Below are 25,845 nucleotides of genomic sequence, written 5' to 3'. Positions count from 1 at the left end.
TCTTGCAACCACTGGCCAAGTATGGTCTTGGAAGCCGCAACAGGGCGCCGTCGCCGGCGCTTGCGATTTCAGGTGAAAAACGAATGAAGATGAACGGCAACGAGATCAAGCCGGGCAATGTGATCGAGCACAATGGCGGGCTTTGGGTGGCGGTGAAGACCAATGCGGTCAAGCCGGGCAAGGGCGGTGCGTTCAACCAGGTGGAGCTGAAGAACCTGATCGACGGCACCAAGCTGAACGAGCGTTTTCGTGCGTCTGAAACCGTCGAGCGGGTGCGGCTCGAACAGAAGGACTACCAGTTCCTCTATGCCCAGGACGACGCGCTGGTCTTCATGGATTCCGAGACATACGAGCAGCTCGAACTGCAGGCCGATTTCGTCGGCGACCGCGCCGCGTTCCTGCAGGACGGCATGACGGTCACGGTGGAGCTGCACGAGGAACGGCCGATCGGCGTGTCGCTGCCCGACCAGGTGACGCTGGAGATCGCCGAGGCCGATCCGGTGGTCAAGGGACAGACGGCGACCTCGTCCTACAAGCCCGCGGTTCTGGAAAACGGGGTGCGGGTTATGGTGCCGCCCTTCATCACGGCGGGCGAGAAGATCATCGTCGCCACCGACGACATCACCTATGTCCGCCGCGCCGACTAGGCGGCAGGCGTTCCCGAACCCGATCTGAAAGGCCCGCCATGGCGCGCTCGGCACTGATGAACGTGATGGTCCAGGCGGCGATGAAGGCCGGCCGGGGCCTGGCGCGCGATTTCGGCGAGGTGCAGAACCTCCAGGTGTCCGTGAAGGGGCCGGGCGATTTCGTCAGCCAGGCCGACCGCAAGGCCGAAAAGACGATCTATGAGGAATTGCGCCGCGCGCGGCCCGACTATGGCTTCCTGATGGAGGAGAGCGGCGTCGTGGAGGGCGGCGACAGCCAGCACCGCTGGATCATCGATCCGCTGGACGGCACGACCAACTTCCTGCACGGCATCCCGCATTTCGCCGTGTCGATCGCGCTCGAACGGCAGGGCCAGCTTGTCGCCGGTCTCGTCTTCAACCCGGTGACCGACGAACTCTATTCCGCCGAACGGGGCGGCGGCGCCTATCTGAACGACCGGCGCCTGCGGGTCGCGGCCCGGCGCCGCCTGTCGGACTGCGTGGTCGGCTGCGGCGTGCCGCATCTGGGCCGGGGCGATCATGGCGAATTCCTGATCGAGTTGCGTCATGTGATGGGCGACGTGGTCGGCGTGCGCCGGCAGGGGTCCGCCGCGCTCGATCTGGCCTATGTGGCGGCGGGCCGTCTGGACGGCTATTGGGAGCGGCATCTGTCGGCCTGGGACATGGCGGCGGGCATCGTTCTGGTGCGCGAGGCGGGCGGTTTTGTCACCGATCTTGCAGACGGTCATGACATGTTCGGGCGTGGCGATGTGATCGCCGGCAACGAGGTGGTGCGGCGCGACCTTGCCGCAGCGGTTCGCCGGCCCTTCAAGACGTCGAAAAGCGCCGCCGCGCCTTAACCATGGGCGGTTTCCGGCGCGCGCGGAACCTTTCATTTTCGCCATAGTTGCCATTAAGATCGCGCCGGGTGAGGCCGGTTGCGGCCGGAGAGCGACGGGAGACACGTCCAATGAATGCCCCTGCGGCAGATGAGGCGGCGACCACGGCGCGGCGCAGGTTCGATCCGTACCGGCTGTCCAATCCGCAAGTGTTCCTTCTTTCGATGATCATCTTTCTGGTGATCGTCGGCTTTCTGGCGGCGATCCTTTACCGCCAGGTCTCCGGCGCCTTCATGACCAATCCGGGCCTGAACGGGCTGATCCTGGGCGTTCTTGCCGTCGGCATCGTGCTGGTCTTCATGCAGGTCACCCGGCTCTTCCGCGAGGTTGCCTGGGTCAACTCGTTCAAGGCCGGCGACACGGCCAAGGCATCGCGGCGCGAGCCGCTGCTGCTGGCGCCGATGAAGGCGATGCTCAGCGGCCGCCAGTCGGTGGCGCTGACCACGCTTTCCATGCGCTCGATCCTCGATTCGATCGGCACGCGGCTCGATGAATCGCGCGACATTTCGCGCTACCTGATCGGCCTTCTGGTGTTTCTGGGCCTGCTCGGCACGTTCTGGGGCCTTCTGGCGACGATCGGCTCGATCGGCGCGACGATCCAGGCGCTCGATCCGGGCACGGGCGACACCAACGACATCCTCGATTCGCTGAAGGCCGGGCTCAGCGCGCCGCTGGAAGGCATGGGCACGGCGTTTTCCTCGTCCCTGTTCGGCCTTTCGGGGTCGCTCGTGCTGGGCTTTCTGGACCTGCAGGCGGGCCGCGCGCAGAACCGGTTCTACACCGAACTGGAAAACTGGCTGTCGTCGGTCACCTGGGTGGAAGAAGGCGGCGTTGCGCTGCCGTCGGGCGATGCCGAACAGCTTGCCGCCCTGACCCGGCAGATCGCGACGATGCGCGATGCGCCGGCCAGCAGCCCGCGCCAGGCCGAGGCCCTGGCAAGCCTTGCCGAGGGCGTCAACGGCCTGGTCAAGTCGATGCGCGGCGAGCAGCAGATGATGCGCGACTGGGTGGACGCGCAGGCGCGCGACCAGAAGGTGACGCGGGAGACGCTCGACCGGCTGGCCAAGGTGCTCGCCAAGCTCGAGAAAGGCGCATAGGCCGTGGCGCTGGCACGATCGCGGCGCCGGGCGGCCGGCGTCGATTACTGGCCGGGTTTCGTCGATGCGCTGTCGACGCTGCTGCTGGCGATCATGTTCCTTCTGTCGGTGTTCGTCTTGGCGCAGTTCCTCCTGAGCCGCGAGATCACCGGGCGCGACCAGGTGCTCAACCGGCTCAATGCGCAGATCAACGAACTCACCCAGCTTCTGGCGCTCGAACAGTCGGACCGGCAGGACGCCGAGGACCAGCTTCAGGGCCTGCGCGCCTCGCTTGCCGCGGCCGAGGACGACCGGTCGCGGCTGCAGCAATTGCTCGATGCCGGCGCCGGCCAGGACGAGGAGGCGCGCTCGCGCATCGGTGCGCTGAGCGGCGAGTTGGAAGAGGAACGCGTCGTCAGCCAGCGGGCACTCAGCCAGGTCGAACTGCTCAACCAGCAGATCGCCGCGCTGCGCAGCCAGATCGGCGCGCTGGAAGCCGCGCTCGATGTCTCCGAGGAGCGCGATGCCGAGGCGAGCGCGAAGATCGCCGATCTCGGGCGGCGGCTGAATGTGGCGCTGGCGCAGCGCGTGCAGGAGCTCAACCGCTACCGCTCGGACTTTTTCGGCCGGCTGCGCGACATTTTGTCGGACCGCGAGAACATTCGCATCGTCGGCGACCGGTTCGTCTTCCAGTCCGAAGTGCTGTTCTCGTCGGGCCAGACGGAGATCAACGCGGCGGGCCGGGAGGAGCTGGCCAAGCTCGCCGGCGCGCTGCTCGACCTTGAAGAGGAAATCCCCGACGAGATCGCCTGGGTGCTGCGGGTCGACGGGCACACGGACGACATCCCCTTGTCCGGTACCGGGCGGCTGCGCGACAACTGGGAACTGTCGACGGCGCGCGCCACCTCGGTGGTCAAACTGCTGATCGAGGAGGGCGTGCCGCCCAACCGGCTGGTCGCCGCCGGCTTCGGCGAGTTCCAGCCGCTGGAGCCGAACGCCTCGGCCGAAGCCCGCGACCGCAACCGCCGGATTGAACTGAAGCTGACGGAGAGGTAGGGGGCGGCACCGCGCATCATGTGTCGGACAGGCGCGCGACGATTGCCTCGACCTTGCCAATCACCATCCGGGCCTTTCGCGATCCTTCCGCATGGCCGCCCTCCCGCAAGACCTGTTCGGCGGTGCGCGGTACATCGAGCGCCGACTTGGCCATTGCCGGCGATTTCGAGAGCGCGAAGCAACCCGCCTCAGGTCAGCTCCTTCATCCCCGTTGGTGTTTCGATCCGCGCCCGGTAGCGGATCTGGGGGCCCTTGATGATCTTCGGTGGACGGTCGATGCAGAGAGCATTCAGAAATGCGGCGAGGGCGACCGGTTCCGGGTGCTCAAGCGACCATGAGTGGAGACGCGCGCCAAGATCGGGAATGACCGCCATCGATGTCGGATCGCCGCGATGGTCGATGATCGACGGGGCCGCGCCGTCAAGCGGCAGCGCGCCATCGGGCGGGATCGTAAAACCGAAGGCCGGCTCCTCGGTCGGCAGGGACACTTCTTCGCCGAAGACCGTCGGATGACTGGAAAGGACCGAAGCGAGGTTTTCAGCGTTCGCCACCCAGCCGCGCAAGCGCCGACCTTCCGACCAATCTGTCCTTACCTTGTCCTGATCGTCGAGTCCGAACCAACGGGCGCGGCCGGGATCGCTTCCCATCGGGTCGCGTGCGACGATCTCCAGATAGACCGAACCGCCGAGTTGAAGCCGGTGATTGTGGGTCCCCATATAGTCATGACGCGTTCCGAACGGCACCTCGATGCCGAGGCAATCGCGCACATGGGCCACCCCGTCGGCGAGCGTGGGGGCGATCACGGTGATGTGGTCGAGCTTCAGCATGTCACGCAATGGCATGGCACAGGTAACGCCCCGGTCAAAGCGATGTCCTGCCGCCAAAATCCTCGAACCGGGCCGTCGTCTCGGTCAGTTCCGCCTCGTAATGTTCGATCATCGGCATCGCCACGGGCTCGATCCGCCGGTTCCAGACCGGCCCGCCATAAAAGCCGTCCTTGATCCTGTCGCGCTCTTCCAGCGACGAAAATGCCCGCATCCAATGCACCTTGTCAGGGTTTTCCAGATCCCGCAGTGGCCCGAAGACCAGCATGCCGGCGTCGCGCAGCGCGGTCCGGTTCTCCCGCTCGAAGAAGTCGATGAACGCCTCGCGGCGACCGGGATGCAGCGTGTAGTGGCGGATTTCGATGATCATGGCGTCGGCCTGAATGGCGCGTGTGCAGCGTCGGGTTTCGGTCAGGGCCGCGATCATGCCGCCCGTTCGGCGCCGAACTGCAGTTCGGCAAGGCGGGCATAGACGCCGTCCTTCTTCGACGACAGGCTGGCGTGATTGCCTTCCTCGACGATGCGCCCACGGTCCATGACGAGGATGCGGTCGGCCTTGCGGATGGTGGCGAGGCGGTGGGCGATCACCAGCGTCGTGCGGCCTTCCATCAGCGTTTCGAGCGCCTTCTGGACCAGCGTTTCGCTTTCCGCGTCGAGCGCCGAGGTGGCTTCGTCCAGCAGCAGGATCGGCGCGTCGCGCAGGATCGCCCGGGCGATGGCGACGCGCTGGCGCTGGCCGCCCGACAGCGTCACGCCGCGCTCGCCCACTTCGGTGTCGTAACCGTTGGGCAGTTCGGAGATGAAGCCGTGCGCCTGGGCGGCCTTGGCCGCCTCGGTAATCTCCGCGCGTGTGGCGCCGGGCTTGCCGAAGCCGATATTGTCGGCCACCGAGCCCGACAGGATGGTCACGTCCTGCGGCACGATGGCCATGCGGCGGCGCGCCTCGGCCAAATCGGCGCGGCGCAGATCGACGCCATCGACGCGCACAATGCCGGCCTGCGGATCGTACTGGCGCATCAACAGCGCGAAGATCGTCGATTTGCCCGCGCCGGACGGGCCGACGATGGCGACGGTTTCGCCCGGCGCGATCGCAAAGCCCAATGCGTGCGCCGCGCTGTCGTCCGGCCGCGTCGGATAGGCGAAGGTGACTTCGTCGAAGCCGACCGTGCCGAGCGGCGGCTCGGGCAGGGGCTCGGGGTTTGCCGGCGAGGCGATCAGCGGGTCTTCGCCGAGCAGTTCGGTCAGCCGCTCGGCGGCGCCGGTGGCCTGCTGTATTTCGCCCCAGACCTCGGACAGGGCGCCCAAGGCGCCTGCGGCGAACACCGCGTAAAGGAGGAACTGCCCGAGCGTGCCCGGCGACATGGTCCCGGCGAGAACGCCCTGCGCGCCGATCCACAGGACGGCGACGACCGACGAGAAGATCAGGAAGATGGCAAAGGCGGTAAGCCCGGCACGGGCGCGCACGGCCAAACGCGCGGCGCCGAACGCCCGGTCGACTGCGCCGCCGTAAAAGCGCCCGGCAAACAGTTCGTTCGTAAAGCTCTGGAAGGCGCGCACGGCGCCGATCGCCTCGCTGGCATAGGCGGAGGCATCGGCCAGCGTGTCCTGTGCGGCGCGCGAGCGCTTTCGCACGCGGCGGCCGAAGACGATGATCGGCAGGACGATCAGCGGAATGGCGCCGACGACAAGGCCCGACAGTTGCGGGCTGGTGACGATCATCATGATCAGCNGCGTCTGCCGTCAGCCGCGAGACGATCTCGCCCGAGCGGGCGGTGTCGTAGAAGGCTGGCGACAGCGTCATGACGTGCGCGAAGACATCGCGGCGCAGGTCGGTCACCACGCGCTCACCCAGAATGATGACGAAATAGTAGCGCATGGCGCTGGCGATCGCGAGCAGCACCGCGATGATGATCATCATCGAGAAATACTGGTTGATCAGCGCCGCATCGTTGCCGGAAAAGCCGTAATCGATCATCCGGCGCACGGCGAGCGGCAGCGCCAGCGTCGTGCCGGCGGCCAGAAGCAGGAAGAAGGCCGCGCCGGCCAGAAGGCCCTTGTAGCGCAGCATGTAGGGCAGGATGCGCGCCAGCGGGCGCAGCGACCGCGCCGCCGTCTCTTGGTGTGCCGAAGGCCCCTGTTGCACTGCCGTTTGAGCTGTCGTCTGCCCGCTCATTGATACCCCGATCTTCCGGCGGTCCCTGCCGCGCCTAATGCGGCCTGCCGCTCTTGTTTGCCGTGCCGCGCTGGTGTATAGCGCCGGCCATGCTTTTTGAAGCCGTGGGCCGGGCGTTCACGGCTTTTCCTTTCCAAAACCGGCGGCGATGATCAACGGTCGATTTCGCCACACCACTTTAGACGGACAAGACGATGAAAGCCGACATCCATCCCGACTACCACATGATCAAGGTCGTCATGACCGACGGCACCGAATATATGACGCGTTCGACCTGGGGTTCGGAGGGCGACACGCTCAACCTCGACATCGACCCGACCTCGCATCCGGCCTGGACCGGCGGCCAGCAGGGACTGCTCGACCGCGGCGGCCGCGTCTCCAAGTTCCAGAAGCGCTACGAGGGCCTGGGCATCTGAGCCCCGCCCTTCCGCTGGCCTTGCAAAAACCCCGGCTCCGGCCGGGGTTTTTTGTTGGGGCAAGGCCCTCACGGATACCGGCACCAATCAAAACCCCGCCGGGAAGGCGGGGTTTTGCGTGTTGTCAGGGCGTTTGCGGTTCCATGCCCGGATCGGGCTCGTCGCCCTTGCCGCGTGAGGGACGCTTGGCAGCGCCCGTCTTGGGCACCGCCGAACCGCGCGAGGGCGGCGTGTCGTCGCCCATGTCCCGCGAGGGCTTCTTGCCGGCCAGCAGTTCCTTGATCTCGTCGCCCGACAGCGTCTCATATTCCAGCAGGCCCTCGGCGAGCGTGATCCAATCCTGTTTCTTGTCAGTGAGGATGTTCATCGCGGTCTTGTAGGCCTCGTCGATCAGCTTGCGCACCTCGGCGTCTATCGTCTCGGCTGTCGCCTCGGACATGTTCTGCGTCTGGGCGACGGAATGGCCCAGGAACACTTCCTGCTGGTTCTCGCCATAGGCCACCTGACCGAGTTCGTCCGAAAAGCCCCACTGGGTGACCATGGCGCGGGCGAGCTTGGTGGCCTGCTCGATGTCCGAGGAAGCGCCCGAGGTGATGTTCTCCTTGCCGAACTTGATCTGCTCGGCGGCGCGGCCGCCCATCATGATCGCAAGGCGCGAGATCATGTATTTGTAGCTCATCGAATAGCGGTCGCCCTCGGGCAGCTGCATGACCATGCCGAGCGCGCGGCCGCGCGGGATGATCGTCGCCTTGTGGACCGGATCGGCAGACGGAACGTTGAGCGCGAGGATCGCATGGCCGGCCTCGTGATAGGCGGTCAGCGTCTTTTCCTCCTCGGTCATGGCGCTCGACCGGCGCTCTGCGCCCATCATCACCTTGTCCTTGGCATCCTCGAATTCGAGCATGGTGACCAGCCGCTTGTTGCGGCGCGCCGCCATCAGAGCGGCCTCGTTGACCAGATTCATCAGGTCGGCGCCGGAAAAGCCGGGCGTGCCGCGCGCGATGACTTTCAGATCGACGTTCGGCGCCAGCGGCACGTTGCGGACGTGCACCTTGAGGATCTTTTCGCGGCCGACAATGTCCGGGTTCGGCACCACGACCTGACGGTCGAAGCGGCCCGGGCGCAAAAGCGCCGGGTCGAGCACGTCGGGCCGGTTGGTCGCGGCGATCAGGATGATCGACTCATTGGCTTCGAACCCGTCCATTTCGACCAGAAGCTGGTTCAGCGTCTGCTCGCGCTCGTCGTTGCCGCCGCCAAGGCCTGCGCCGCGATGCCGGCCGACCGCGTCGATCTCGTCGATGAAGATGATGCAGGGCGAGTTTTTCTTGGCCTGCTCGAACATGTCGCGGACACGGCTCGCGCCGACGCCGACGAACATCTCGACGAAGTCCGAACCGGAAATGGTGAAGAAGGGCACATTGGCTTCGCCGGCGACCGAACGCGCCAGCAGCGTCTTGCCGGTTCCGGGCGGGCCGACGAGCAGCACGCCGCGCGGGATCTTGCCGCCGAGGCGCTGGAACTTCTGCGGATCGCGCAGGAATTCGACGATCTCTTCGAGATCCTGCTTGGCCTCGTCGACGCCGGCCACGTCGTTGAAGGTGACGCGGCCATGCGCCTCGGTCAGCAGCTTGGCCTTGGACTTGCCGAAACCCATGGCGCGCGAACCGCCGCCCTGCATCTGGCGCATGAAGAAGATCCAGACGCCCAGAATGATGATCATGGGCAGCCAGGACAGGAGCACGGCCATGAAGGAGTTGGAGCCGTCGGACTCGGGGCGGGCACGGATTTCAACGCCGCGATCCTCGAGCCGCGCCACAAGTTCGGGATCGCCCGGCGAGAAGGTCTGGAAGGTGGCGCCCGTGTCGCCATAGGTGCCGACAATCTGCTCGCCCTGGATGGTCACCGACTCGACGCGGCCGTTGGCAACATCCTGCAGGAACTGCGTGTAGGATACGTCGCGCGCGGCGGCGGTGTCGCTCGGCGCCTGGAACATGTTGAACAGGGCGACAAGCATGAGGGCGATGATCGCCCACAGGGCAAAATTGCGGTAATTGGGGTTCATCAAATGCTTCCCTTGGGCGCCGGTCGGCGGCGCGTGCCGTGACATTGCAGGGAAGATAGGTTTCCGCGCCCGATTTGCCAAGGCAAACCGGGCCCGATGCGACCATTCTGCCCCACGGTTTCAGCTTTTGGTGAACGGCGGCGGCGGGAAGGGCGGCGCTCCGTGCAGCCGCGCCAGCGCATCGGCGAGCGGCCAGTCGGCCGATGGGAGCAGGGTCTCGAAGCAGCGATCGCCCGCCGCCCGGCGGTTTCGCGGTTCGGGTGCGATCGTCACCGCGCCGCCGGTTTTTTGCAGCCGGCATCCGGCCAGCGTCAGCGCCGTGCCGTTCGGTGCGGTGCGGCAGAAGGCGAGCGTTCTTTCGGCCCGCGCGGCATCGGCGATGCGCGGCAGGCGGCCGGTCCAGGCCAGTTCGGCGGCCATGGCGGCCGTCGGCCCGGCGGCGGGCAGGCTGGCCGCGCTGGCGGGCATGAAGCGACTGCCGTCCCCGGTCTTTTGCCAGATCGTCCGGTCGTCTAGGCAGGCGGCTCCATCCATGGCGTCCCTGCGCCGGCGTTCCATCCGTTGCGCGGCACCGGTAAGCAGGACGTTGCGCCGCGCCGGATCACGCGCGAGGTCGGCCCGCACCCGAACGCGCTCGAAGCGCCGGTCGTCATTGGAGGGATCGTCGATCCAATCGTGGCCGCGCGCCGTCAGCCAGTCCCGCAATTCCTGCCGTCCGAGGTCAAGCAAGGGCCGCACGAACCAGACGCGGCGGGCGCTGAGCGCGGCTTCGTCTATTCCCGCCAGTCCCCGGCCGTCATCGGCCCGCGCGGCGCGCATGGCCACCGTCTCGGCCTGGTCGTCTTCGGTGTGCCCGGTCAGCACGACGGCGCTTTGCTGCCGGACGGCCAACTCGGTGAGAAGCGCGTAGCGGGCGTGCCGCGCCGCGCTCTGGACGCCGGTGCCCGGTTTTGCCCCAGCCCAGCGCAGCGTCACATGGTCGATGCCGAGCGTGTCGCAGGTCCGGGCGACATGGTGCGCTTCGTCGGCACTTGCCGCGCGCAGGCCATGGTCGACCGTGGCCGCGAGAAGGCGGACATCGGGGCGATGGGCCGTGAAATGGCGCCGGGCCAGATGCAGCAGCGCGGCGGAATCGCCGCCGCCCGAGACCGCGAGGATCATCGTGGCATTGGCGGGCAGGGCAAGCCGGCTGAACGCTGCGGGCGCCCGGTCTTCGGCGAACGTGATCGTTCCGGCCGTTTCGGGTCGGGTCAGCACTGCGCCTTGGCGTACTCGGCCTCGATGCGCTGGCGCAGGCTGGCGGTCATCGACGGATGGGTGCGCAAGGCGTCGGAAAATGTCACGCAGGCAATGTCGCGGTCGCCGAGCGCGGCCATGATGGTGCCGATCTTCAGCATGGTCTCGGCCGCCTTGCCGGCTTGAGGATGGCGCGCGCGCGTGTCGATGAAGATCTCCGCGGCATCCTCAAACCGGCCCTGGGCCAGAACGCTCTCGCCCAGCCAGAAGCGGGCATCTGCGATCAGCGCATCGTCCGGATACAGCTCGACGAAGCGTTCGAACACCTGCTCGGCCAGCGCATAGTCGCCATTGAGCACATGGTCGTAGCCGGTCTTGTACAGCGTTTCGGCACCTGCCGTCTCAGCGATCGCGTTGGTCTGTTCGCTGCCGATGGCGGCACCGATGCCGCTTTCGGAGAAGTCGATCCCGGCGCCGGAGACCGTCCCGCCCTGATCGATGGTCAGCGTGCCCAGATCGCGCGGCGCCGCGCCCTGCTGCGTGTCTTGAGCGATGCGCGGCGCCTTGTCCTGATCGGTCGATGCGACGGCGCTGTCGCCGCTCTGCGGTTCCAGCGCGCCCTGCTGCCGGTCCTCGAGCTGCTGCAGGCGGAACTCGTTGTCCTCCTGCTGGCGGCGCATCTGCTCCTGCATCTGCAGAAGCTGGAAATTCAGCTCCTCGAGCTGGCCGGTGAGCTGGCGCACCTGTTCCTCGAGCTGGAGAACGCGCGGATCGGTGATCTGCGCGGCGGCGGGCGCGGTCCAGGCGGCAAGGCCCAGAAGGCACAGCGCCGGAAGGCCCCAAAGAATGTGTTTCGGTATGGTCAAGCTCGTTTTCCCCGATCGGAATGGCAATTTTTGCGACCTGCCGGCGTCATGCGCCGCCAGTGGGACGAAAATTTGGTGACGGGCGCCGCCGGGTCAACAAAAAAGCGGCCCCGGCACATGCCGGAGCCACCCTGTGGCATTCATGTATCAGTCCGGCGAAGCGCCGGACCGGTCAGCTTCCCTGACCGGTCAGCACCGTGACGGCGCGCCGATTCTGGTTCCAGCACGAGGCGGCGTCGCAGGTGGCGACCGGGCGCTCCTTGCCGAACGAGATGGTGCGCAGGCGCGATCCGCTCACGCCGCGCGATTCCAGAAAGGCCTTGGTGGCGGCGGCGCGGCGGGCGCCGAGCGCGAGGTTGTATTCGCGCGTGCCGCGCTCGTCGGCGTGGCCTTCAATGGTGATCTGGTAGTTCGGATACTGGCCCAGCCACTGCGCCTGGCGGGCAAGCGTGGCCTGCGCATCGGCGCGGATCACCGAGGAATCGGTGTCGAAGAAGATGCGGTCGCCGACATTGACGGTGAAATCCTGGGTCGAGCCGGGCGCGGCGCCCGAAAGACCGAGATCTGCGGCGTTGTTCGGCAGGTTGTTGCGGTTCTGGGCGCAGCCGGTGATCGTCAGCGCCGCGAGGGCGACGATGATGGCGGCGCGCGCGGGACGCATGTGAGTTCGGCCCATGGCCAATACCTCTTGGTTCGAGACGGGATCGGCCGCATCCTAACGATGGCCGAAGTGTTTTGGTAACCCTGTTGGAGTTAACCGCCGTTTGAGGAAGACGGTTAACGAACCGTGTTTGAGGCGCTGAACGCGCCGCCGCCCGCGGTGCCGGTCAAATGCGGCAACAACGGGGCGGATGCGCTTTCCTCAACAGACCGCGATCACTCCAGAAGGGGCGACCATGCCGGATCGGACGCATAGCCCTCGACGGGTACGGGCTGCTCGTTGCGGCCGGTCAGATCGATCGAAAACAGCTGCGGTCCGCCGGCGCCGGCATTCTGGCGGAAGAACATCAGATAACGGCCATTGGGCGCCCAGGTCGGCCCTTCATTGTGGAAGCCGGTGGTCAGAATGCGTTCGCCGGAGCCGTCGGGCCGCATGACGCCGATCGAAAACTGTCCGCCGGACTGTTTGGTGAAGGCGATCAGATCGCCGCGCGGCGACCAGACGGGCGTCGAGTAGGAGCCGTTGCCGAACGAGATGCGGGTGGCGCCGCCGCCATTGGCGCCCATCACGTAAAGCTGCTGGCGGCCGCCGCGGTCCGATTCAAAGACGATGCGGCTGCCATCGGGCGAATAGGAGGGCGAGGTGTCGATCGAGGGCGAATTGGTCAGCCGCGTCGTGTTCCGCGAGCGCAGGTCCATCGCATAGATGTTGGCGTTGCCGTCGGGCTGCTGCAGGCTCATGACGACCTTCTGCCCGTCGGGCGAAAAGCGCGGGCTGAACGTCATGCCGGGAAAATCGCCGACCAGTTCGCGCTGCCCCGTTTCGAGTTGCAGAAGATAGACCTTCGGCTCGCCGCCGGCGAAATCCATGTAGGTGATTTCCTGGCGCGAGGGCGAAAAGCGCGGCGTCAGCACGATGTCGCCGCCCTGGGTGAGGTAGCGGTTGTTGAAACCGTCCTGATCCATGATGGCGAGGCGCTTGGTGCGGTTGTCGCGGGGCCCGCTCTCGGCGACATAAACGATGCGCGTGTCGAAATAGCCCTTCTCGCCGGTCAGCCGCTCGAAGATGGCGTCCGAGATGATGTGGGCGACGCGGCGCCAGTTGTCGCGGTTGGTGAAGAACTGTTCGCCGGTCATCTGTTCGCCGGCGAACGTGTCCCAGAGGCGGAATTCGGCGCGCAGCCGGCCGCCGCCTTCCTCGGTGACGCGGCCGGTGACGAGCGCCTGGGCGTTGATGACGCGCCAGTCCTCGAACCGCGGCGCTGCGTCGGGGTTGGAGACCTGTTCGATGAAGGCGCCCTTGTCGACCGGCAGGAACAGGCCCGAGCGGCGCAGATTGTCGGAGACGACCTGGCTGATCTGCGCGCCGATGCCGTCGCCGGAGATGAAGTCGGTGACGGCGATCGGCAGCGGCTCGATATTGCCCTGGTTGATGTCGATCTCGACGAGCGCGCGGGCGGGCAGGGCGGTGGCCGCAAACAGCGCCATCATCGCCGCGAACAGGGCCGCCAGCCGGCCGGAACGGTGTGTCATCATCATGGTCAATCCTTTGGCTCAGCCATGGTTTGGCGCCCGGTTAGGGGCGCTATGCGGCAGAGATGTGTCAATGGTGTGCGCGTCGCCGCGACAGGAAAATGGCTTGGTCATCGCTCAGAACATGTCGCTGGGATCGAAATTGACCACCACGTCGCGCCAGGCGTCATATTTGTCGGCCGGCAGGCTGTAGCCGTTCATCCCGCAGCGGAGCACCGCGCGGCGCGCGCTCTCGTCGGCCTGGCGGTTGCCCGAACTGTTGGTGATCGAAGGCTGGCCTTCGACGCGGCCGGACGGGTCGAGCCGGAACCGCACCGAGACGCGCAGTTCGCCCGCATCGATGACGCCGGCGGGCGGGTTCCAGCAGGCCTGGATCTGGTTGCGCAGCGCGTCCATCTCGCTCTGGGTCAGCGTGGTGCCGCCGGTCGAGCGGTCGCCGCCGAGCGAGGCGGTCTGGTCGGACGAGGCGGCGCCGCCGCCCGACCCACGCTCGCGGTTGAGGAGATTGGCCACTTCGTCGGTGTCGGACTGGTCGTTGGTCTCCGGGGTCGTTGCGGCCTGTTCGCGCGGCGCCTCCTCATCCTGCCGGTTCGGGGTCTGGGCCGTCTGCGCGGGCGGGCGCTCGGGGCGCGCGGTCGGCGTCGGCAGATCCTGCGGCAGTTCGACAAATTCCGGCTCGGGCGCCGGTTCGGGCTCGGCCGCCTCGATCACCTCCTCGACCGGGTCGGGAGCGACCTCCTGTGCCGGCTCGGGCTCGGGCGCCAATTCTGTCGCCGGGGTCGAGGGTTCCTCCGGCTGCGGTTCGGCCACCGGCTCGGGTTCGGGGCGGTCGGCGGGAGCGGGGATCGGCGTCTCGACCGGTTCGGGCAGGCGCGCCTCCTCCACCTCGACGGGCTGCTGCTCCTCGGTTTCGGGCGTCGACTGGTCGCGTTCATTGTCGCCGACATTGACCGCTTCGGGCTCGGGCTCGTCCGGGGCTGCCGGTTCGGGCGCCGACGGGCCTTCGACGGGCGCATCCTGGGCGCCTTCCTGGACCTGGGTGATCTCCGCCAGGCTGACCAGTTCGACGGGCAGGGCCTCGACGTCGTCGACGTCGAAGGAGGCCGGCGCGGACAGGGAGATCAGTCCCCATCCGAGCAGGAGCGCATGCAGCGTCGCCGATGTGGCAAGGCCTGCGCGCATCGGCCTACTGGTCCTGCTCTTGCAGGGTCACAAGGCCGAGATTGCGGTAGCCGGCCTGGTTGATGCGGCCCATGACGGCCATCACCGTGCCATAGTCGGTCACCCGGTCGGCGCGGATATAGATGCGCTCGTCATAGCCGGTCTGGGCGATGGCCTCGAGCCGGGGCACGACATCGTCGATGGCGATCTCGGTCTCCTGGATGAACACCTGACCTTCATCGTTGATCGAAATCGTGATCGGCTGGGTGTCCGAATTGAGCTGCTGGGCGCGGCTTTCGGGCAGGTCGATCGGCACGCCGACCGTCAGCAAGGGCGCGGCGACCATGAAGATGATCAGCAGCACCAGCATCACGTCGACGAAGGGCGTGACGTTGATTTCCGAGATCGGGCGTGCGGCGCGCGGACGGCGGTTGCGCCGGCGCCGCGAGACCCATCCGCCTGCATAGGTGGTCATGGCGGGCTCCTATTCGGCGGCCTGGCGCTGGCCCTGCGCGGCGCGCTCGTCGATCTGACGCGACAGGATGGCGGAAAATTCGTCGGCGAACGCTTCCATGCGCGCGCCGATCTTGCCGGCATCGTTGATCAGCTTGTTGTAGGCGACAAGCGCGGGAATGGCCGCGACAAGGCCGATGGCGGTCGCCAGAAGCGCTTCGGCAATGCCCGGCGCGACGACGGCGAGGTTGGTCGATTCCGACCCGGCGATGGCCTGGAACGAGGTCATGATGCCGATCACCGTGCCGAACAGGCCCACATAGACGGCGACCGAGCCGACCGAGGCGAGAAACCCCAGGCGGTTCTCCAGCCGCTCCATCTCGCGGCCGAGCGCCACGTCCATCGCGCGGTCGATGCGGCTTTGCAGGCTGATCGGCGATCGGGCGCCGCGCTCGAAAGATTTCTTCCACTCGCGCATGGCGGCGACGAACAGCGCGCCCATGCCGGACACCTTGCGGTCGGCCAGCGTGCGGTAGAGTTCCTCGAGCGACTGGCCGGACCAGAAGTTTTCCTCGAAGCGGGCCAGCTGGCGGCGCATGCGGGCATAGGCCATCGACTTGTCGATGATGATCGCCCAGGACCAGATCGAGGCGGCGAGCAGGCCGATCATCACCGCCTTGACGATCCAGCCCGCCTGCATGAACAGGCCGTAGATCGACATGTCGTGCGCGGGTGCGGCCAGCGGTAGCGTTTCCATGGTCGTTTCCTTGAATTCGAAGGGCCGGCGGGCGGATGGCCGACAGGGCAGCATCTTTTGCCTGAAGGCACCGGACCGGACATTTCCGGCTCGCCCTTTCAAGCAGAAATTCGGTCAAACGATGGCGGCCGCAAGGCTGCCTCCGTCCGCCCGCGTTCATAATCGGTTATCCTTAAGGATGGGTTAGGACAAGGTGCCGCCGAACAGCGCGACCCATTCGCGGGGCATGCGCTGCGGGCGCCCGCGGTCGTTGATCAGCGCGGCGGTGACCGAGGCGGTCAGGATCGGCGCGCCGTCGCGCAGGATCGTCTGCGCCATGACGATGCGCGCCTTGTGCAGTTCGGCGAGCCGGGTCTCGACGATGACGATGTCGTCGATGCGCGCTGCGGCGCGGAAATCGATCTCCATGCGGCGGACGACCCAGAAGAGCGGCGTGTCGCGGCCGGCAAGCTCGGTGTGGTAGACGCCAAGGCAGCGCAGATAGTCCGACCGGCCCCGTTCGAGCAGTTCGAGATAGCGGGCATGGTAGACCGCGCCGGAAAAGTCGGTGTCGGCATAATAGATGCGCGCCGTGAAGCGGTGGACGCCGTCCTCGACCGCGCCGTCGAGCGGCACGATGAGCGTGCCGCCGGATTTACCATTGTCGGCGTTTTCGCTCATGGGGGCGCGGGCTCCGTGATAGAAGGCGGGCTGTCCTCAATGGAAAATCGCCGCGATGATTGCAAGCCTGCGCGCCGCGCTGACCGTCCTGATAATCGTCTGCGCGCTGCCGGCGATGGCGGCGACATTCGAGGTGCGCCGGGCGATCGCCACCAATCTGTGGGTCGAATGGCCGGATGTTTCGCGCTGGAACGATGCCGATGTCATCGCCAACTTCCCCGAATGGCGGCGCCATCTGGGCCCGGAAGACTTCGCCGACCTGAAGGCGGCCGGCTACGACACGATCCGCATGCCGCTGGAGCCGGCCTTCTTCCTGCACGATGACGACCCCGGGCGGCTGAGCGACGTGCTTGCCGGCATGGACCGGGCGATCGCCACCATCCGGGGCGCGGGCCTGAAGGTGATCGTCGATCTGCACACCATTCCGCGCGGCACGGGCGACGACTATGTCGGCACGACGCAATTGCAGACCGACCCGGAGGCGTTCGACCGCTATGTCGATCTGGTGGCGCGGATTTCGGGCGACCTGTCGCGCTGGCCGGCGTCCATGGTGGCGCTCGAAGTTATCAACGAGCCGACGCTGAACTGCCATGATACGGGCGAGCAGGCGCGCTGGCAGACAAAGCTCGAACGGCTGCACGGCGCGGCGCGGGCGACCAATGGCGACATCACGCTGGTCCTGACCGGCGCCTGCTGGGGCTCGGCGGACGGGCTTGCCGCCGTCGATCCCGGACCGATCGACGATGCCAACACGCTGTGGAGCTTTCACGGCTACGAGCCGTTCTATGTCACCCACCAAGGGGCCACATGGGGCGGCGACATCGTCGCCCATCTGCGCGGCATTCCCTGGCCGCCCGACGCGGGCGGGGCGGCGGCTCTGGACGCGGCGGCCGCCGACAGCGCCGCGCGCATTCGCGCCGCGCTGAGTGGACACGCCGAGCGCCGGACGCTCACCTATCTCGACGACAGTGTGCGGGAGATGCGGGCGATGGAGGATTCCGCCGACGCGCTGGCGCCGATGTTTGCGACGGCGGCGGAATGGGCCGACACGCACGGCATTGCGCGCGACCGCATCTTCATGGGCGAGTTCGGCATGATCGGCCGCGAATGGGGCACCGATCTCGACGTGCCGGCGCAATACCGGCTCAATTACATGCGCGCGATGATCGGGCTGGCCGAGGCGCACGGCTTTTCATGGTCGGTCTGGTCCGTCGGCGGCGCGTTCGGGCTGATGCAGGGCTATGCGGGCGAACGGCTCGACCTGCCGCTCTACGACCAGCTGATCTGGACCCTGACGGATTAGGGGTTGGGGCGGCTACTCTGCAACCGGCCGGTCTGAGCCCGTACCTTCCAAACGCTGCAGCCGCGAACGTGCAACGGTTGCACCATCAATATCGGGCTTCTAAGCTTCGAGCGTGCAACCGAAAGCAGTTCCCCTGTTTGTTCGCGGTACAGCGAGGCTGAGCACAGAAAAACCTTCCAGTGAACAGCCAACGTAACGCGGGAGTATCCGCACCGTTTACAGGAGGCTGACTTGAACATTTTTTCCCTTATTGCCCATCCTCGCACGAATAGTTTTTGTCATGCGATCTCGAAGGCTGCGCGCAATTGTTTGCAGGCTAACGGTCACACAATCATTCACCACGACCTCTACGCAGAAGAGTTTGATCCGTGCCTGAAGGCCTCAGAAGCTTACACTGTCGGCGACTCCTTGGAAGAGGCACTTCTGCGTTCCAAAGACCCTTTGATTCAAGAACATAGGAGTCAAATCAGTGAAGCAGAGGGGTTGCTCGTTGTGCATCCAAACTGGTGGGGAAAGCCCCCTGCGATCCTCGCCGGATGGATGGATCGTGTTCTCGTTCCTGGAGTCGCTTATCGCCTTGAAACTGCAGATGGCCGCCCAGAGGCTCTCTTGCATCTAAGGAGCGCCGTCGTCTTCAACACGTCCGACACCGATGCGGAAAGAGAGCGGCTCGAACTCGGAGATCCGCTGCAATCAATTTGGGCTCGTTGTGTTCTCCCTTATTGTGGAGCTAAGGATGTACAAAGGCATGTCTTTAGGCCGGTGGTGGGGAGCTCAGAAAAGCTTAGGAAAGACTGGCTTGAAGAAGCTGAAAGTGCCTGTCGGTCCGCCTTCAGGTCTTGACGCGAAGATCAGCTTCGTCCGCATAGCCAACGTCGTGGCGGCCTGATTGCCGCGGAGTAGCCTTCTCCCGCAGACCGGGGCGGCGACCCTACTCCCCCTCATCGAACAGCCCGGCCTGCTTGGCCGCGAGGTCGGCGGGGGCGGTCAGGCCCAGATGGCCCCAGGCATTGGCCGTCAGCATGCGGCCGCGCGGCGTGCGCTGGATGAAGCCCTGCTGGATCAGGAAGGGCTCGATGATGTCCTCGATGGCATCGCGCGGTTCGGAGAGGGCGGCGGCGATGGTTTCGATGCCGACCGGGCCGCCGCCGAAATTGCGGGCGATCTGGTTCAGATAGCGCCGGTCGAGCTCGTCGAGACCGATCGTGTCGACCTCGAGCCGCGACAGCGCCTCGTCGGCGACGCGGCGGTCCACTTCGGTCGCGCCGGCGACATCGGCGAAATCGCGGACGCGGCGCAGCAGCCGGCCGGCGATGCGCGGCGTGCCGCGGGCGCGGGCGGCGATCTCGCGGGCGCCGTCGCCGCTCATCGGCAGGCCCATGATGCGGGCACCGCGCGTGACGATCGTCTCCAACTCCTCGGCGGTGTAGAAATTGAGCCGCACCGGAATGCCGAACCGGTCGCGCAGCGGTGTCGTCAGAAGGCCGAGGCGCGTGGTGGCGGCGACGAGGGTGAATTTGGCCAGATCGATCTTGACCGAGCGCGCCGCCGGCCCTTCGCCGATGATCAGGTCGAGCTGGAAATCCTCCATCGCCGGATAAAGGATCTCCTCGACCGCCGGATTGAGCCGGTGGATCTCGTCGATGAACAGGACATCGCGCTCTTCGAGATTGGTCAGGAGCGCCGCCAGATCGCCGGCCTTGGCGATCACCGGCCCGGAGGTGGCGCGAAAATTGACGCCCAGTTCGTTCGCCATGATCTGGGCCAGCGTCGTCTTGCCAAGGCCGGGCGGGCCGACGAACAGCACGTGGTCGAGCGCCTCGGCGCGTTTTTTGGCCGCCTCGATGAAGACCTTGAGATTGGCGCGCGCCGCCGCCTGACCGGTGAAGTCGTCCAGCGTGCGCGGCCGCAGGGAGGCGTCGGCATCCTCGTCGCGCTTGTCGGCGGAGATCAGGCGGGCGGGGTCGGTCATGCGATCAGTTCCATGCCGGGGACCGTTTTGGCGGCTTTTTCGTCGAAGGTGATCGTTGAGGTGCAGCCGGCCTGTCTGTTTGAAAACGCGATCAGAAAGTCGGCTATGTCGCCAGAGCCCAGCTCCTGGAGAATTTGGCCCAAACTGTCTCCATGCTCCACAATCGCTTCCTGCGATGCCAACAGACGGCTGATCATCTCAAGGACAATGTCGCCGGGGTAGCCGAGAGACCGGTTCAGTACCCACACCGTCTCGGCCAATGTCACCGAGCAGATATAGGCCGGCCTTTCGGGCGTGCATGCGGCGAAAAATTCGCGCGCAAGACGGCTTTGCTCGGGGTCGTCATCGACCAGAAAGCGCAGCAGGATGTTGGTATCGACGCCGATCATGGTTGTGATCGGTGCCAGTCCCGCTTGATCCGCTCATCATCCTCGGCAACAGCGTCCATGATTGCCTCGTCAATGTCTTCAATCCGGAGGCTCTTTCCATTGGGCGGCCTGCCGAGAAAGCCGGCAAGGTCGGACAGTTTCTGGTTCTTCGGCTGTACGACCATTTGTCCGTCCTTGACCGAAACATGAAGACGCATCCCGGTTTCAAGACCCAACTTCTCGCGGACCTCCTTTGGAACCGTCATCTGTCCTTTCGACGTCAGGGTCGTAAACGCTCCCATGGCTTTCTCCAGCATATGATATTCCTTACTTTTTGAACATAGTAAGGAAGACGCTCCAAAGCAAGGAAAGACCCTTCACCGCGCCAACTCCTTCAGCCCCTGGCGGATCAGCGTCGCGCTGTCGGCATCCTCGCCAGCGCTCTTGAGCGCGGCGGCGACCGCGTTGGCGGCCTGGTCGCGGCTGTAACCGAGATTGGCGAGCGCGGAGACCGCATCGGCGACCGGCGCCGGGGCGGCGTTCTCGCCCAGCTCCTGCTTGAGGCCGATGGCGGCGGCCGCATCGCCGGCGAAGGCGGGCGCCTTGCTTTTGAGTTCGGTGACGATGCGCTGGGCGACCTTGGGGCCGATGCCCGGCGCGCGGGCGACCATCGCCTTGTCCTGAAGCGCGATCGCGTTGGCGAGGTCGGCGGCGGACAGGGTGGAGAGGACGGCGAGCGCCACCTTGGCGCCGACGCCCTGCACGCCCTGCAGCAGACGGAACCATTCGCGCTCCAGCGCGGTCGCAAAGCCGAACAGGCGGATCTGGTCCTCGCGCACATGGGTCTCGATGTGAAGGACCGCCGCTTCGCCGGCGTTCAGGCCCGACAGCGTCCGCGCCGGGCAGTAGGCGACATAGCCGACGCCATGCACGTCGACGATCACATGATCCTCGGCGATCTCGTCTATCGTGCCCTTGAGTTTACCGATCATGGATGGGTGTCCGGTGCGATGATGTCGAGATCGGGGAAGTAGGTGCGGTAACGCTTCGGATCGCGGGTCAGAAGCACATGCCCCGATGTTTCCGCATGTGCGCCGATCAAAAAATCGGGCAGGGTCCGTTCGCGATTTCCACCTTGCCGGCGATAGGCTGCGTGGGCCGTGCCAGCCCGAAAGGCGGCATCGAAGGAAAGGTGCTCGCGTACCGGGCGAAGCCGGCTCAACGCATTGTCCAGTGTTCGGGCGGCTTTGCTCATCCCGCCCAGTTCTGACCAGACAATCGGCGAAAGCACTATTGTGCCCGACACGAAAGCCATTTCCATCGCTCTGGCCGACCACGCTGCGTGCTCGCCACCGCCGAGCAGGTCGAGCAGAACATTGGTGTCAATGAGCGTCGATGTCATCACGCGGACCCCGCATCTCCAGCATCAGCTCGTCAACGGTCTTTTCGCCCAGATCGATTGTGCCTTTGACCTGATCGAGCCAGCGCCGAAACCGGGCCGCCCGGTCCTCGGCATTGTCCTCGACGGCACGAAGCCTCACACCGTCATCGCCGCGGTCCACAAACTCGACCTCGCTGCCGGCGGTGATGCCGAGCTTGTCGCGGATGTGCTTGGGGATCGTGACCTGGCCCTTTCGCGTCACACGCATGAGTAATACCTCCGAGGTATTACCTAGCGGGGATGCTGGAACAAGTCAAGAACAAATGCCTCGTCAGGCCTGTGCAGCAACCCGCCTTGCCAGCGCGGCCGCGCCGCGATGATGGCTGTGGCAGATGGCGATGGCGAGCGCGTCTGCGGCGTCCTCGGTGTCGAACACCGCCCGGGGCAAAAGCGTGCGCACCATCATGGCGATCTGGCCCTTGCCGCCATGGCCGACGCCGATGACCGCCTTCTTGACCGCATTTGGCGCATATTCGGCGACCGGCAGCCCCGCCAGCGCCGGGACGAGCATGGCGACGCCGCGCGCTTGGCCGAGCTTGAGCGTAGCTGTCGCATCCTTGTTGACGAAAGTGGCTTCGACGGCGGCTTCGTGCGGGGTATGCGTGCCCATCACCGCCGTGAGCTGCTCGTGGATCTGGCACAGCCGGACGGCGAGATCGGCGCCCGCATCGGAGCGCACGGTTCCCGCTGCCACGAAGCGCAGCGCGTTGCCCGCGCTGTCGACGACGCCCCAACCGGTGCGCCGCAGCCCCGGATCGATGCCGATAATGCGAATCGTCTCGTTCATCTCGTCCTCACGCCAACGCTATCCGCTTAGCGGTCCGATGTGAACAAAAAGAAAACACTGGGCCGGCCTGCCGCTTGTGCGAGCGGGCACGACATGCCACAGGCGTGGAAGGGGGTCACATGACTGGGTTTCCGCTCGAACTGGATGCGGCGTTCTGGGCCGTGGTGGCCGCTGCGGCGGTCGCGGGGCTGGTGCGCGGGTTCTCCGGCTTCGGCACGGCGATGATCGTCGCGCCCGTCGCCGCGGCCGCCTACAGCCCGCAGGTGGCGGTCATCGTCATCCTGATCATCGAGACCCTGCCGGCGCTGCCTCTCGTGATCCCGGCGATGAAACGGGTGAGCCTTGCCGAAATCGGCCCGGTCGTTGCCGGCTATGCGCTGTTGCTGCCGGCGGGCATCATCTTTCTGACGGCGGGCGAGCCGACCGCGCTGCGCTGGTTCATGTCGGTGGTGATCCTGATCGTCGTCATGCTGCTGTGGCGCGGCTGGCAGTACAAGGGGCCGCGCACGGTGCCGGTGCGGGTCGCCACTGGCGGCCTGTCGGGCTTTCTGGGCGGCGCCACGTCCCTGTCCGGACCGCCGGTGATCCTCTACTGGATGGCGCTGCGCACGGGCGCGGGCAATGTGCGGTCGAACCTTCTGGTCTATCTGACTGTCGTCGAACTCTTCTCGCTGGTCGGTTTTTTCATCGCGGGCATTCTGACCTGGCCATCGATTGCATTGGGTCTGGCCTGCTCGCCGGCTTTTTTCGTCGGCCTGCTGCTCGGCGCGCGCCTGTTCGGTCTTTCCACCGAGACGACCTATCGCCGCGTGGCGCTGTCGATCGTGCTGGTCGCCGCAATCGCGTCCATGCCGCTTCTGGACGGGCTGTGGGGCTGACCGTTTTAGCGTTGCGCGGGCGTGCCGGTCTTGATTAGCTCGGTCGAACAAGGGGAGGCGCATGGACCAGGCAGATGTGATCATTGTCGGCGCGGGGCTTGCCGGCCTTGTCGCGGCTGCCGAACTGGGCGATCGCGGCAAGCGCGTGATCGTGGTCGATCAGGAACCGCCGCAAAACCTCGGCGGCCAGGCCTTCTGGTCGCTCGGCGGCCTGTTCATGATCGACACGCCCGAGCAGCGCCGCATGCGCATTCGCGACAGCCGGGCGCTGGCGGAAAACGACTGGTTCGGCTCGGCCCGGTTCGACCGCCCCGAAGACCATTGGCCGCGGCGCTGGGCGGAGGCCTATCTCGATTTTGCCTCGGGCGAGATGCGGAGCTGGCTGCACGCCATGGGCATGCGCTGGTTTCCGGTGGTCGGCTGGGCCGAGCGGGGCGGGTCGTTCGCCGACGGGCACGGCAACTCGGTGCCGCGCTTCCACGTGACCTGGGGCACGGGCCCGGGTGTACTCGAACCGTTCACAGCCCGGGTGCGCGAACATCAAAAGGCGGGTCTCGTAGACTTGCGCTTCCGGCACAAGGTGGACCGCATCATCATGACCAACGGGGCCGCGAGCGGCGTCTCGGGCACGGTGCTGCGGGCCGACGATGCCGAGCGGGGCGCGTCGACCAACCGCGACGTGGTCGGCGATTTCGAACTGCGCGCGCCGTCGGTGATCGTCACCTCGGGCGGCATTGGCGGCAATTTCGAGATGGTGCGCAAGAACTGGCCGCGCGGCCGGCTCGGCGAGCCGCCGGCCTCGATGATCTCGGGTGTGCCCGACCATGTTGACGGGTCGATGATCCCGGTCGCCGAGCAGGCCGGCGGGCATGTGATCAATGGCGACCGGATGTGGCACTATACCGAGGGTGTGAAGAACTGGGCGCCGATCTGGCCGCATCACGGCATCCGCATCCTGCCCGGGCCGTCCTCCATGTGGTTCGATGCGACGGGCAACCGGTTGCCGGCGCCGGCCATGCCCGGTTTCGACACGCTGTCGACCCTGCGCACCATCCTTGAGACCGGGCACGATTATTCCTGGTTCGTGCTGACCCAAAAGATCATCGAAAAAGAGTTCGCCCTGTCCGGCTCCGAGCAGAACCCGGATCTGACATCGAAAAAGTTCACCGAGGTGCTGAAGTCGCGGCTCGGCAAGGGCGCGCCGCCGCCCGTCGAAGCGTTCAAGGAGAAGGGCGAGGATTTCGTCGTGGCCGGCGATCTCGATGCGCTGGTGGCCGGCATGAACCAGGTCGCCGGCGGCAACCTGCTCGATGCGGCGCACCTTCGGGCGCAGATCGAGGCGCGCGACAGCCAGATCGGCAACCGCTTTGCAAAGGACGCGCAGGTGGTGGCGATCAACGGCGCGCGCAACTATCTCGGCGACCGGCTGATCCGCACGGCCAAGCCGCACAGGATCCTCGATCCGGCCCACGGGCCGCTGATCGCCGTCAAGCTGCACATCCTGACGCGCAAGACGCTCGGCGGGCTGCAGACCGATCTCGACAGCCGGATGATCGGCGCCGACGACACGCCCGTGCCGGGTCTTTACGCGGCGGGCGAAGTCGCCGGTTTCGGCGGCGGCGGCTACCACGGCTACAACGCGCTCGAAGGCACGTTCCTTGGCGGCTGCATCTTCTCGGGCACGAAGGCGGGGCGGTCCCGAGAGATTGCCTGACGCCCGCCATCCGCCCGCCAATATACATGCAGGTCCGTTGCCGCTAGTCTGACAGCGGATCGGGCGGGGAGGGCCGGACATGACGGACACGGTGGCCATGCCGTTCTGGCTTGTCCTGATCCTCGGCATTCTCGCCCTTGTCGCCATCTTCGACCGCATCTTCGCGCCGTCCGTGCGCTGGTATTTCCGCCGGCGCGTCAACGATGCCATCGACGAACTCAACGAACGGCTCGATCTCGAAATCCAGCCCTTTCGCCTGACGCGCCGGCAAGGGCTTATCGATCAGCTTCTTTACGATCCCGACGTGATCGCCGCCGTCGATCTCCAACATCAGCAGAGCGGCACGCCGCGCGCCGTGATCATGAAGGAGGCGGAAAAATACGCCGCGGAGATCGTCCCGTCCTTTTCGCCGCTAACCTATTTCGGCATCGGCACGCGCGCGGCCAAATGGCTGTCGCAGTTCGCCTATCGCGTCCGCCTCGGCTTCACCGACGATCAGGCGCTCAAGCGCATTCCGAAGAACGCCACCGTTGTGTTCGTGATGAACCACCGGTCGAACATGGACTATGTGCTGGTGACCTATCTGGCCTCAAAGCGCGCATCGCTCTCCTATGCGGTGGGCGAATGGGCGCAGGTCATCTTCCTGCATTCGCTGTTGCGCTCGATGGGCGCCTATTTCATCCGCCGCAACTCCAAGAACCAGCTCTACCGGCGGGTGCTGGCCGCCTATGTGCGCAAGGCCACCAAGCAGGGCGTCACCCAGGCGGTGTTCCCCGAGGGCGGCCTTTCCCCGGACGGCACGCTGCGGCCGCCCAAGCTGGGGCTGTTGTCCTACATGGTCTCCGGTTTCAGGACCCATGGCGACAAGGACATCGTCTTCATTCCGGTCGGCATCAACTATGACCG

The 25,845-nt window shown here is 66.1% G+C and carries 29 protein-coding genes and 1 pseudogene; 10 read left to right on the top strand and 20 right to left on the bottom strand.

Annotated elements, in window-relative coordinates; translation table 11 throughout:
- The first annotated feature begins 83 nt into the window (after window positions 1-83).
- From efp to DEM25_RS16185, 4 genes are all read left to right on the top strand, one after another.
- Entirely contained in the window at window positions 84-647 is a 564-nt protein-coding gene (gene efp, locus DEM25_RS16200; RefSeq protein WP_109768827.1) for an elongation factor P, read from the top strand.
- A 38-nt stretch (window positions 648-685) separates the two neighbouring features.
- The gene (locus DEM25_RS16195; RefSeq protein WP_109768826.1) at window positions 686-1,504 is read left to right on the top strand and encodes an inositol monophosphatase family protein; all 819 of its coding nucleotides are present in this window, start codon (window positions 686-688) and stop codon (window positions 1,502-1,504) included.
- A gap of 110 nt (window positions 1,505-1,614) precedes the next feature.
- Window positions 1,615-2,640, top strand: a complete 1,026-nt coding sequence (locus tag DEM25_RS16190; RefSeq protein WP_109768825.1) for a MotA/TolQ/ExbB proton channel family protein — start codon at window positions 1,615-1,617, stop codon at window positions 2,638-2,640.
- A 3-nt stretch (window positions 2,641-2,643) separates the two neighbouring features.
- Window positions 2,644-3,675 (top strand): peptidoglycan -binding protein, encoded by a 1,032-nt coding sequence (locus DEM25_RS16185; protein WP_109768824.1) that lies wholly within the window; start codon window positions 2,644-2,646, stop codon window positions 3,673-3,675.
- Window positions 3,676-3,691: 16 nt separating this feature from the next.
- Here DEM25_RS16185 and DEM25_RS17840 read toward each other — a convergent pair whose 3' ends face one another.
- The 4 genes and pseudogenes from DEM25_RS17840 to DEM25_RS16170 all read right to left on the bottom strand — a co-directional run bounded on the left by DEM25_RS17840 (window position 3,692) and on the right by DEM25_RS16170 (window position 6,672).
- Window positions 3,692-3,829 carry a hypothetical protein gene (locus DEM25_RS17840; protein WP_158585292.1) on the bottom strand — a complete coding sequence of 46 codons (138 nt, stop codon included), beginning with the start codon at window positions 3,827-3,829 and terminating at the stop codon, window positions 3,692-3,694.
- A gap of 34 nt (window positions 3,830-3,863) precedes the next feature.
- Window positions 3,864-4,517 carry a VOC family protein gene (locus tag DEM25_RS16180; RefSeq protein WP_342633487.1) on the bottom strand — a complete coding sequence of 218 codons (654 nt, stop codon included), beginning with the start codon at window positions 4,515-4,517 and terminating at the stop codon, window positions 3,864-3,866.
- 19 nt (window positions 4,518-4,536) lie between these two features.
- Window positions 4,537-4,926, bottom strand: coding sequence for a putative quinol monooxygenase (locus tag DEM25_RS16175; protein WP_196780413.1), 390 nt, complete (start codon window positions 4,924-4,926; stop codon window positions 4,537-4,539).
- Window positions 4,923-6,672: pseudogene (locus DEM25_RS16170) on the bottom strand (ABC transporter transmembrane domain-containing protein). Before DEM25_RS16170 ends, DEM25_RS16175 begins: the two are co-directional and overlap by 4 nt.
- Before the next feature lie 194 nt (window positions 6,673-6,866).
- Between DEM25_RS16170 and rpmE the strand changes: the two are divergent.
- On the top strand, window positions 6,867-7,088 hold the full coding sequence (gene rpmE / locus DEM25_RS16165; RefSeq protein ID WP_109768822.1) for a 50S ribosomal protein L31: 222 nt from the start codon (window positions 6,867-6,869) through the stop codon (window positions 7,086-7,088).
- A gap of 124 nt (window positions 7,089-7,212) precedes the next feature.
- Here rpmE and ftsH read toward each other — a convergent pair whose 3' ends face one another.
- The 9 genes from ftsH to DEM25_RS16120 form a co-directional block, all read right to left on the bottom strand.
- Window positions 7,213-9,150 (bottom strand): ATP-dependent zinc metalloprotease FtsH, encoded by a 1,938-nt coding sequence (gene ftsH, locus DEM25_RS16160; protein ID WP_109768846.1) that lies wholly within the window; start codon window positions 9,148-9,150, stop codon window positions 7,213-7,215.
- Window positions 9,151-9,270: 120 nt separating this feature from the next.
- Window positions 9,271-10,407, bottom strand: coding sequence for a tRNA lysidine(34) synthetase TilS (gene tilS / locus DEM25_RS16155; RefSeq protein ID WP_109768821.1), 1,137 nt, complete (start codon window positions 10,405-10,407; stop codon window positions 9,271-9,273).
- Entirely contained in the window at window positions 10,401-11,252 is an 852-nt protein-coding gene (gene ybgF / locus DEM25_RS16150) for a tol-pal system protein YbgF (RefSeq protein WP_109768820.1), read from the bottom strand. Before ybgF ends, tilS begins: the two co-directional genes overlap by 7 nt.
- Window positions 11,253-11,424: 172 nt before the next feature.
- A complete protein-coding gene (pal, locus tag DEM25_RS16145; RefSeq protein WP_375567791.1) occupies window positions 11,425-11,913 on the bottom strand; it encodes a peptidoglycan-associated lipoprotein Pal in 489 nt (162 codons plus the stop codon).
- 215 nt (window positions 11,914-12,128) lie between these two features.
- The gene (tolB, locus tag DEM25_RS16140; RefSeq protein ID WP_375565957.1) at window positions 12,129-13,451 is read right to left on the bottom strand and encodes a Tol-Pal system beta propeller repeat protein TolB; all 1,323 of its coding nucleotides are present in this window, start codon (window positions 13,449-13,451) and stop codon (window positions 12,129-12,131) included.
- 111 nt (window positions 13,452-13,562) lie between these two features.
- The gene (gene tolA, locus DEM25_RS16135; RefSeq protein ID WP_109768818.1) at window positions 13,563-14,627 is read right to left on the bottom strand and encodes a cell envelope integrity protein TolA; all 1,065 of its coding nucleotides are present in this window, start codon (window positions 14,625-14,627) and stop codon (window positions 13,563-13,565) included.
- 4 nt (window positions 14,628-14,631) lie between these two features.
- Window positions 14,632-15,081: a protein TolR gene (gene tolR / locus DEM25_RS16130; protein ID WP_109768817.1), complete on the bottom strand. Its 450-nt coding sequence runs from the start codon at window positions 15,079-15,081 to the stop codon at window positions 14,632-14,634.
- 9 nt (window positions 15,082-15,090) lie between these two features.
- On the bottom strand, window positions 15,091-15,816 hold the full coding sequence (tolQ, locus tag DEM25_RS16125; RefSeq protein ID WP_109768844.1) for a protein TolQ: 726 nt from the start codon (window positions 15,814-15,816) through the stop codon (window positions 15,091-15,093).
- A gap of 183 nt (window positions 15,817-15,999) precedes the next feature.
- A complete protein-coding gene (locus DEM25_RS16120) occupies window positions 16,000-16,476 on the bottom strand; it encodes a YbgC/FadM family acyl-CoA thioesterase (RefSeq protein WP_109768816.1) in 477 nt (158 codons plus the stop codon).
- Between the two features lie 55 nt (window positions 16,477-16,531).
- Here DEM25_RS16120 and DEM25_RS16115 point away from each other — a divergent pair, with 55 nt between their 5' ends.
- Window positions 16,532-17,779 (top strand): glycoside hydrolase family 5 protein, encoded by a 1,248-nt coding sequence (locus DEM25_RS16115; RefSeq protein WP_109768815.1) that lies wholly within the window; start codon window positions 16,532-16,534, stop codon window positions 17,777-17,779.
- A 231-nt stretch (window positions 17,780-18,010) separates the two neighbouring features.
- Window positions 18,011-18,622 carry an NAD(P)H-dependent oxidoreductase gene (locus DEM25_RS16110; RefSeq protein ID WP_109768814.1) on the top strand — a complete coding sequence of 204 codons (612 nt, stop codon included), beginning with the start codon at window positions 18,011-18,013 and terminating at the stop codon, window positions 18,620-18,622.
- Between the two features lie 88 nt (window positions 18,623-18,710).
- Here the strand turns inward: DEM25_RS16110 and ruvB are convergent, their stop codons facing one another.
- From ruvB to ruvC, 7 genes are all read right to left on the bottom strand, one after another.
- Window positions 18,711-19,751, bottom strand: coding sequence for a Holliday junction branch migration DNA helicase RuvB (gene ruvB / locus DEM25_RS16105; protein WP_109768813.1), 1,041 nt, complete (start codon window positions 19,749-19,751; stop codon window positions 18,711-18,713).
- Window positions 19,748-20,140 carry a type II toxin-antitoxin system VapC family toxin gene (locus DEM25_RS16100; protein WP_109768812.1) on the bottom strand — a complete coding sequence of 131 codons (393 nt, stop codon included), beginning with the start codon at window positions 20,138-20,140 and terminating at the stop codon, window positions 19,748-19,750. Before DEM25_RS16100 ends, ruvB begins: the two co-directional genes overlap by 4 nt.
- Window positions 20,137-20,436 (bottom strand): AbrB/MazE/SpoVT family DNA-binding domain-containing protein, encoded by a 300-nt coding sequence (locus DEM25_RS16095; protein WP_245412942.1) that lies wholly within the window; start codon window positions 20,434-20,436, stop codon window positions 20,137-20,139. Before DEM25_RS16095 ends, DEM25_RS16100 begins: the two co-directional genes overlap by 4 nt.
- 60 nt (window positions 20,437-20,496) lie before the next feature.
- Window positions 20,497-21,111: a Holliday junction branch migration protein RuvA gene (gene ruvA / locus DEM25_RS16090; RefSeq protein ID WP_109768810.1), complete on the bottom strand. Its 615-nt coding sequence runs from the start codon at window positions 21,109-21,111 to the stop codon at window positions 20,497-20,499.
- Window positions 21,108-21,521, bottom strand: coding sequence for a type II toxin-antitoxin system VapC family toxin (locus tag DEM25_RS16085; protein WP_196780412.1), 414 nt, complete (start codon window positions 21,519-21,521; stop codon window positions 21,108-21,110). The genes ruvA and DEM25_RS16085 overlap by 4 nt, the downstream gene beginning before the upstream one ends.
- A complete protein-coding gene (locus tag DEM25_RS16080; protein WP_109768808.1) occupies window positions 21,502-21,768 on the bottom strand; it encodes an AbrB/MazE/SpoVT family DNA-binding domain-containing protein in 267 nt (88 codons plus the stop codon). The genes DEM25_RS16085 and DEM25_RS16080 overlap by 20 nt, the downstream gene beginning before the upstream one ends.
- A gap of 63 nt (window positions 21,769-21,831) precedes the next feature.
- A complete protein-coding gene (gene ruvC / locus DEM25_RS16075; RefSeq protein ID WP_109768807.1) occupies window positions 21,832-22,347 on the bottom strand; it encodes a crossover junction endodeoxyribonuclease RuvC in 516 nt (171 codons plus the stop codon).
- Window positions 22,348-22,466: 119 nt separating this feature from the next.
- Between ruvC and DEM25_RS16070 the strand changes: the two genes are divergently transcribed.
- The 3 genes from DEM25_RS16070 to DEM25_RS17990 form a co-directional block, all read left to right on the top strand.
- Window positions 22,467-23,225 carry a sulfite exporter TauE/SafE family protein gene (locus tag DEM25_RS16070; RefSeq protein WP_109768806.1) on the top strand — a complete coding sequence of 253 codons (759 nt, stop codon included), beginning with the start codon at window positions 22,467-22,469 and terminating at the stop codon, window positions 23,223-23,225.
- A 61-nt stretch (window positions 23,226-23,286) separates the two neighbouring features.
- Window positions 23,287-24,939 carry an FAD-binding dehydrogenase gene (locus tag DEM25_RS16065; RefSeq protein WP_109768805.1) on the top strand — a complete coding sequence of 551 codons (1,653 nt, stop codon included), beginning with the start codon at window positions 23,287-23,289 and terminating at the stop codon, window positions 24,937-24,939.
- Between the two features lie 79 nt (window positions 24,940-25,018).
- The coding region (locus DEM25_RS17990; RefSeq protein WP_196780411.1) for a 1-acyl-sn-glycerol-3-phosphate acyltransferase at window positions 25,019-25,845 on the top strand (827 nt) is incomplete at its 3' end.

Source organism: Oceaniradius stylonematis, from assembly GCF_003149475.2.
In the GTDB taxonomy this organism is placed as follows: domain Bacteria; phylum Pseudomonadota; class Alphaproteobacteria; order Rhizobiales; family Rhizobiaceae; genus Roseitalea; species Roseitalea stylonematis.
Note: the sequence above shows the minus strand (reverse complement) of the source record. Positions and strands in the feature narration are given on the sequence as shown.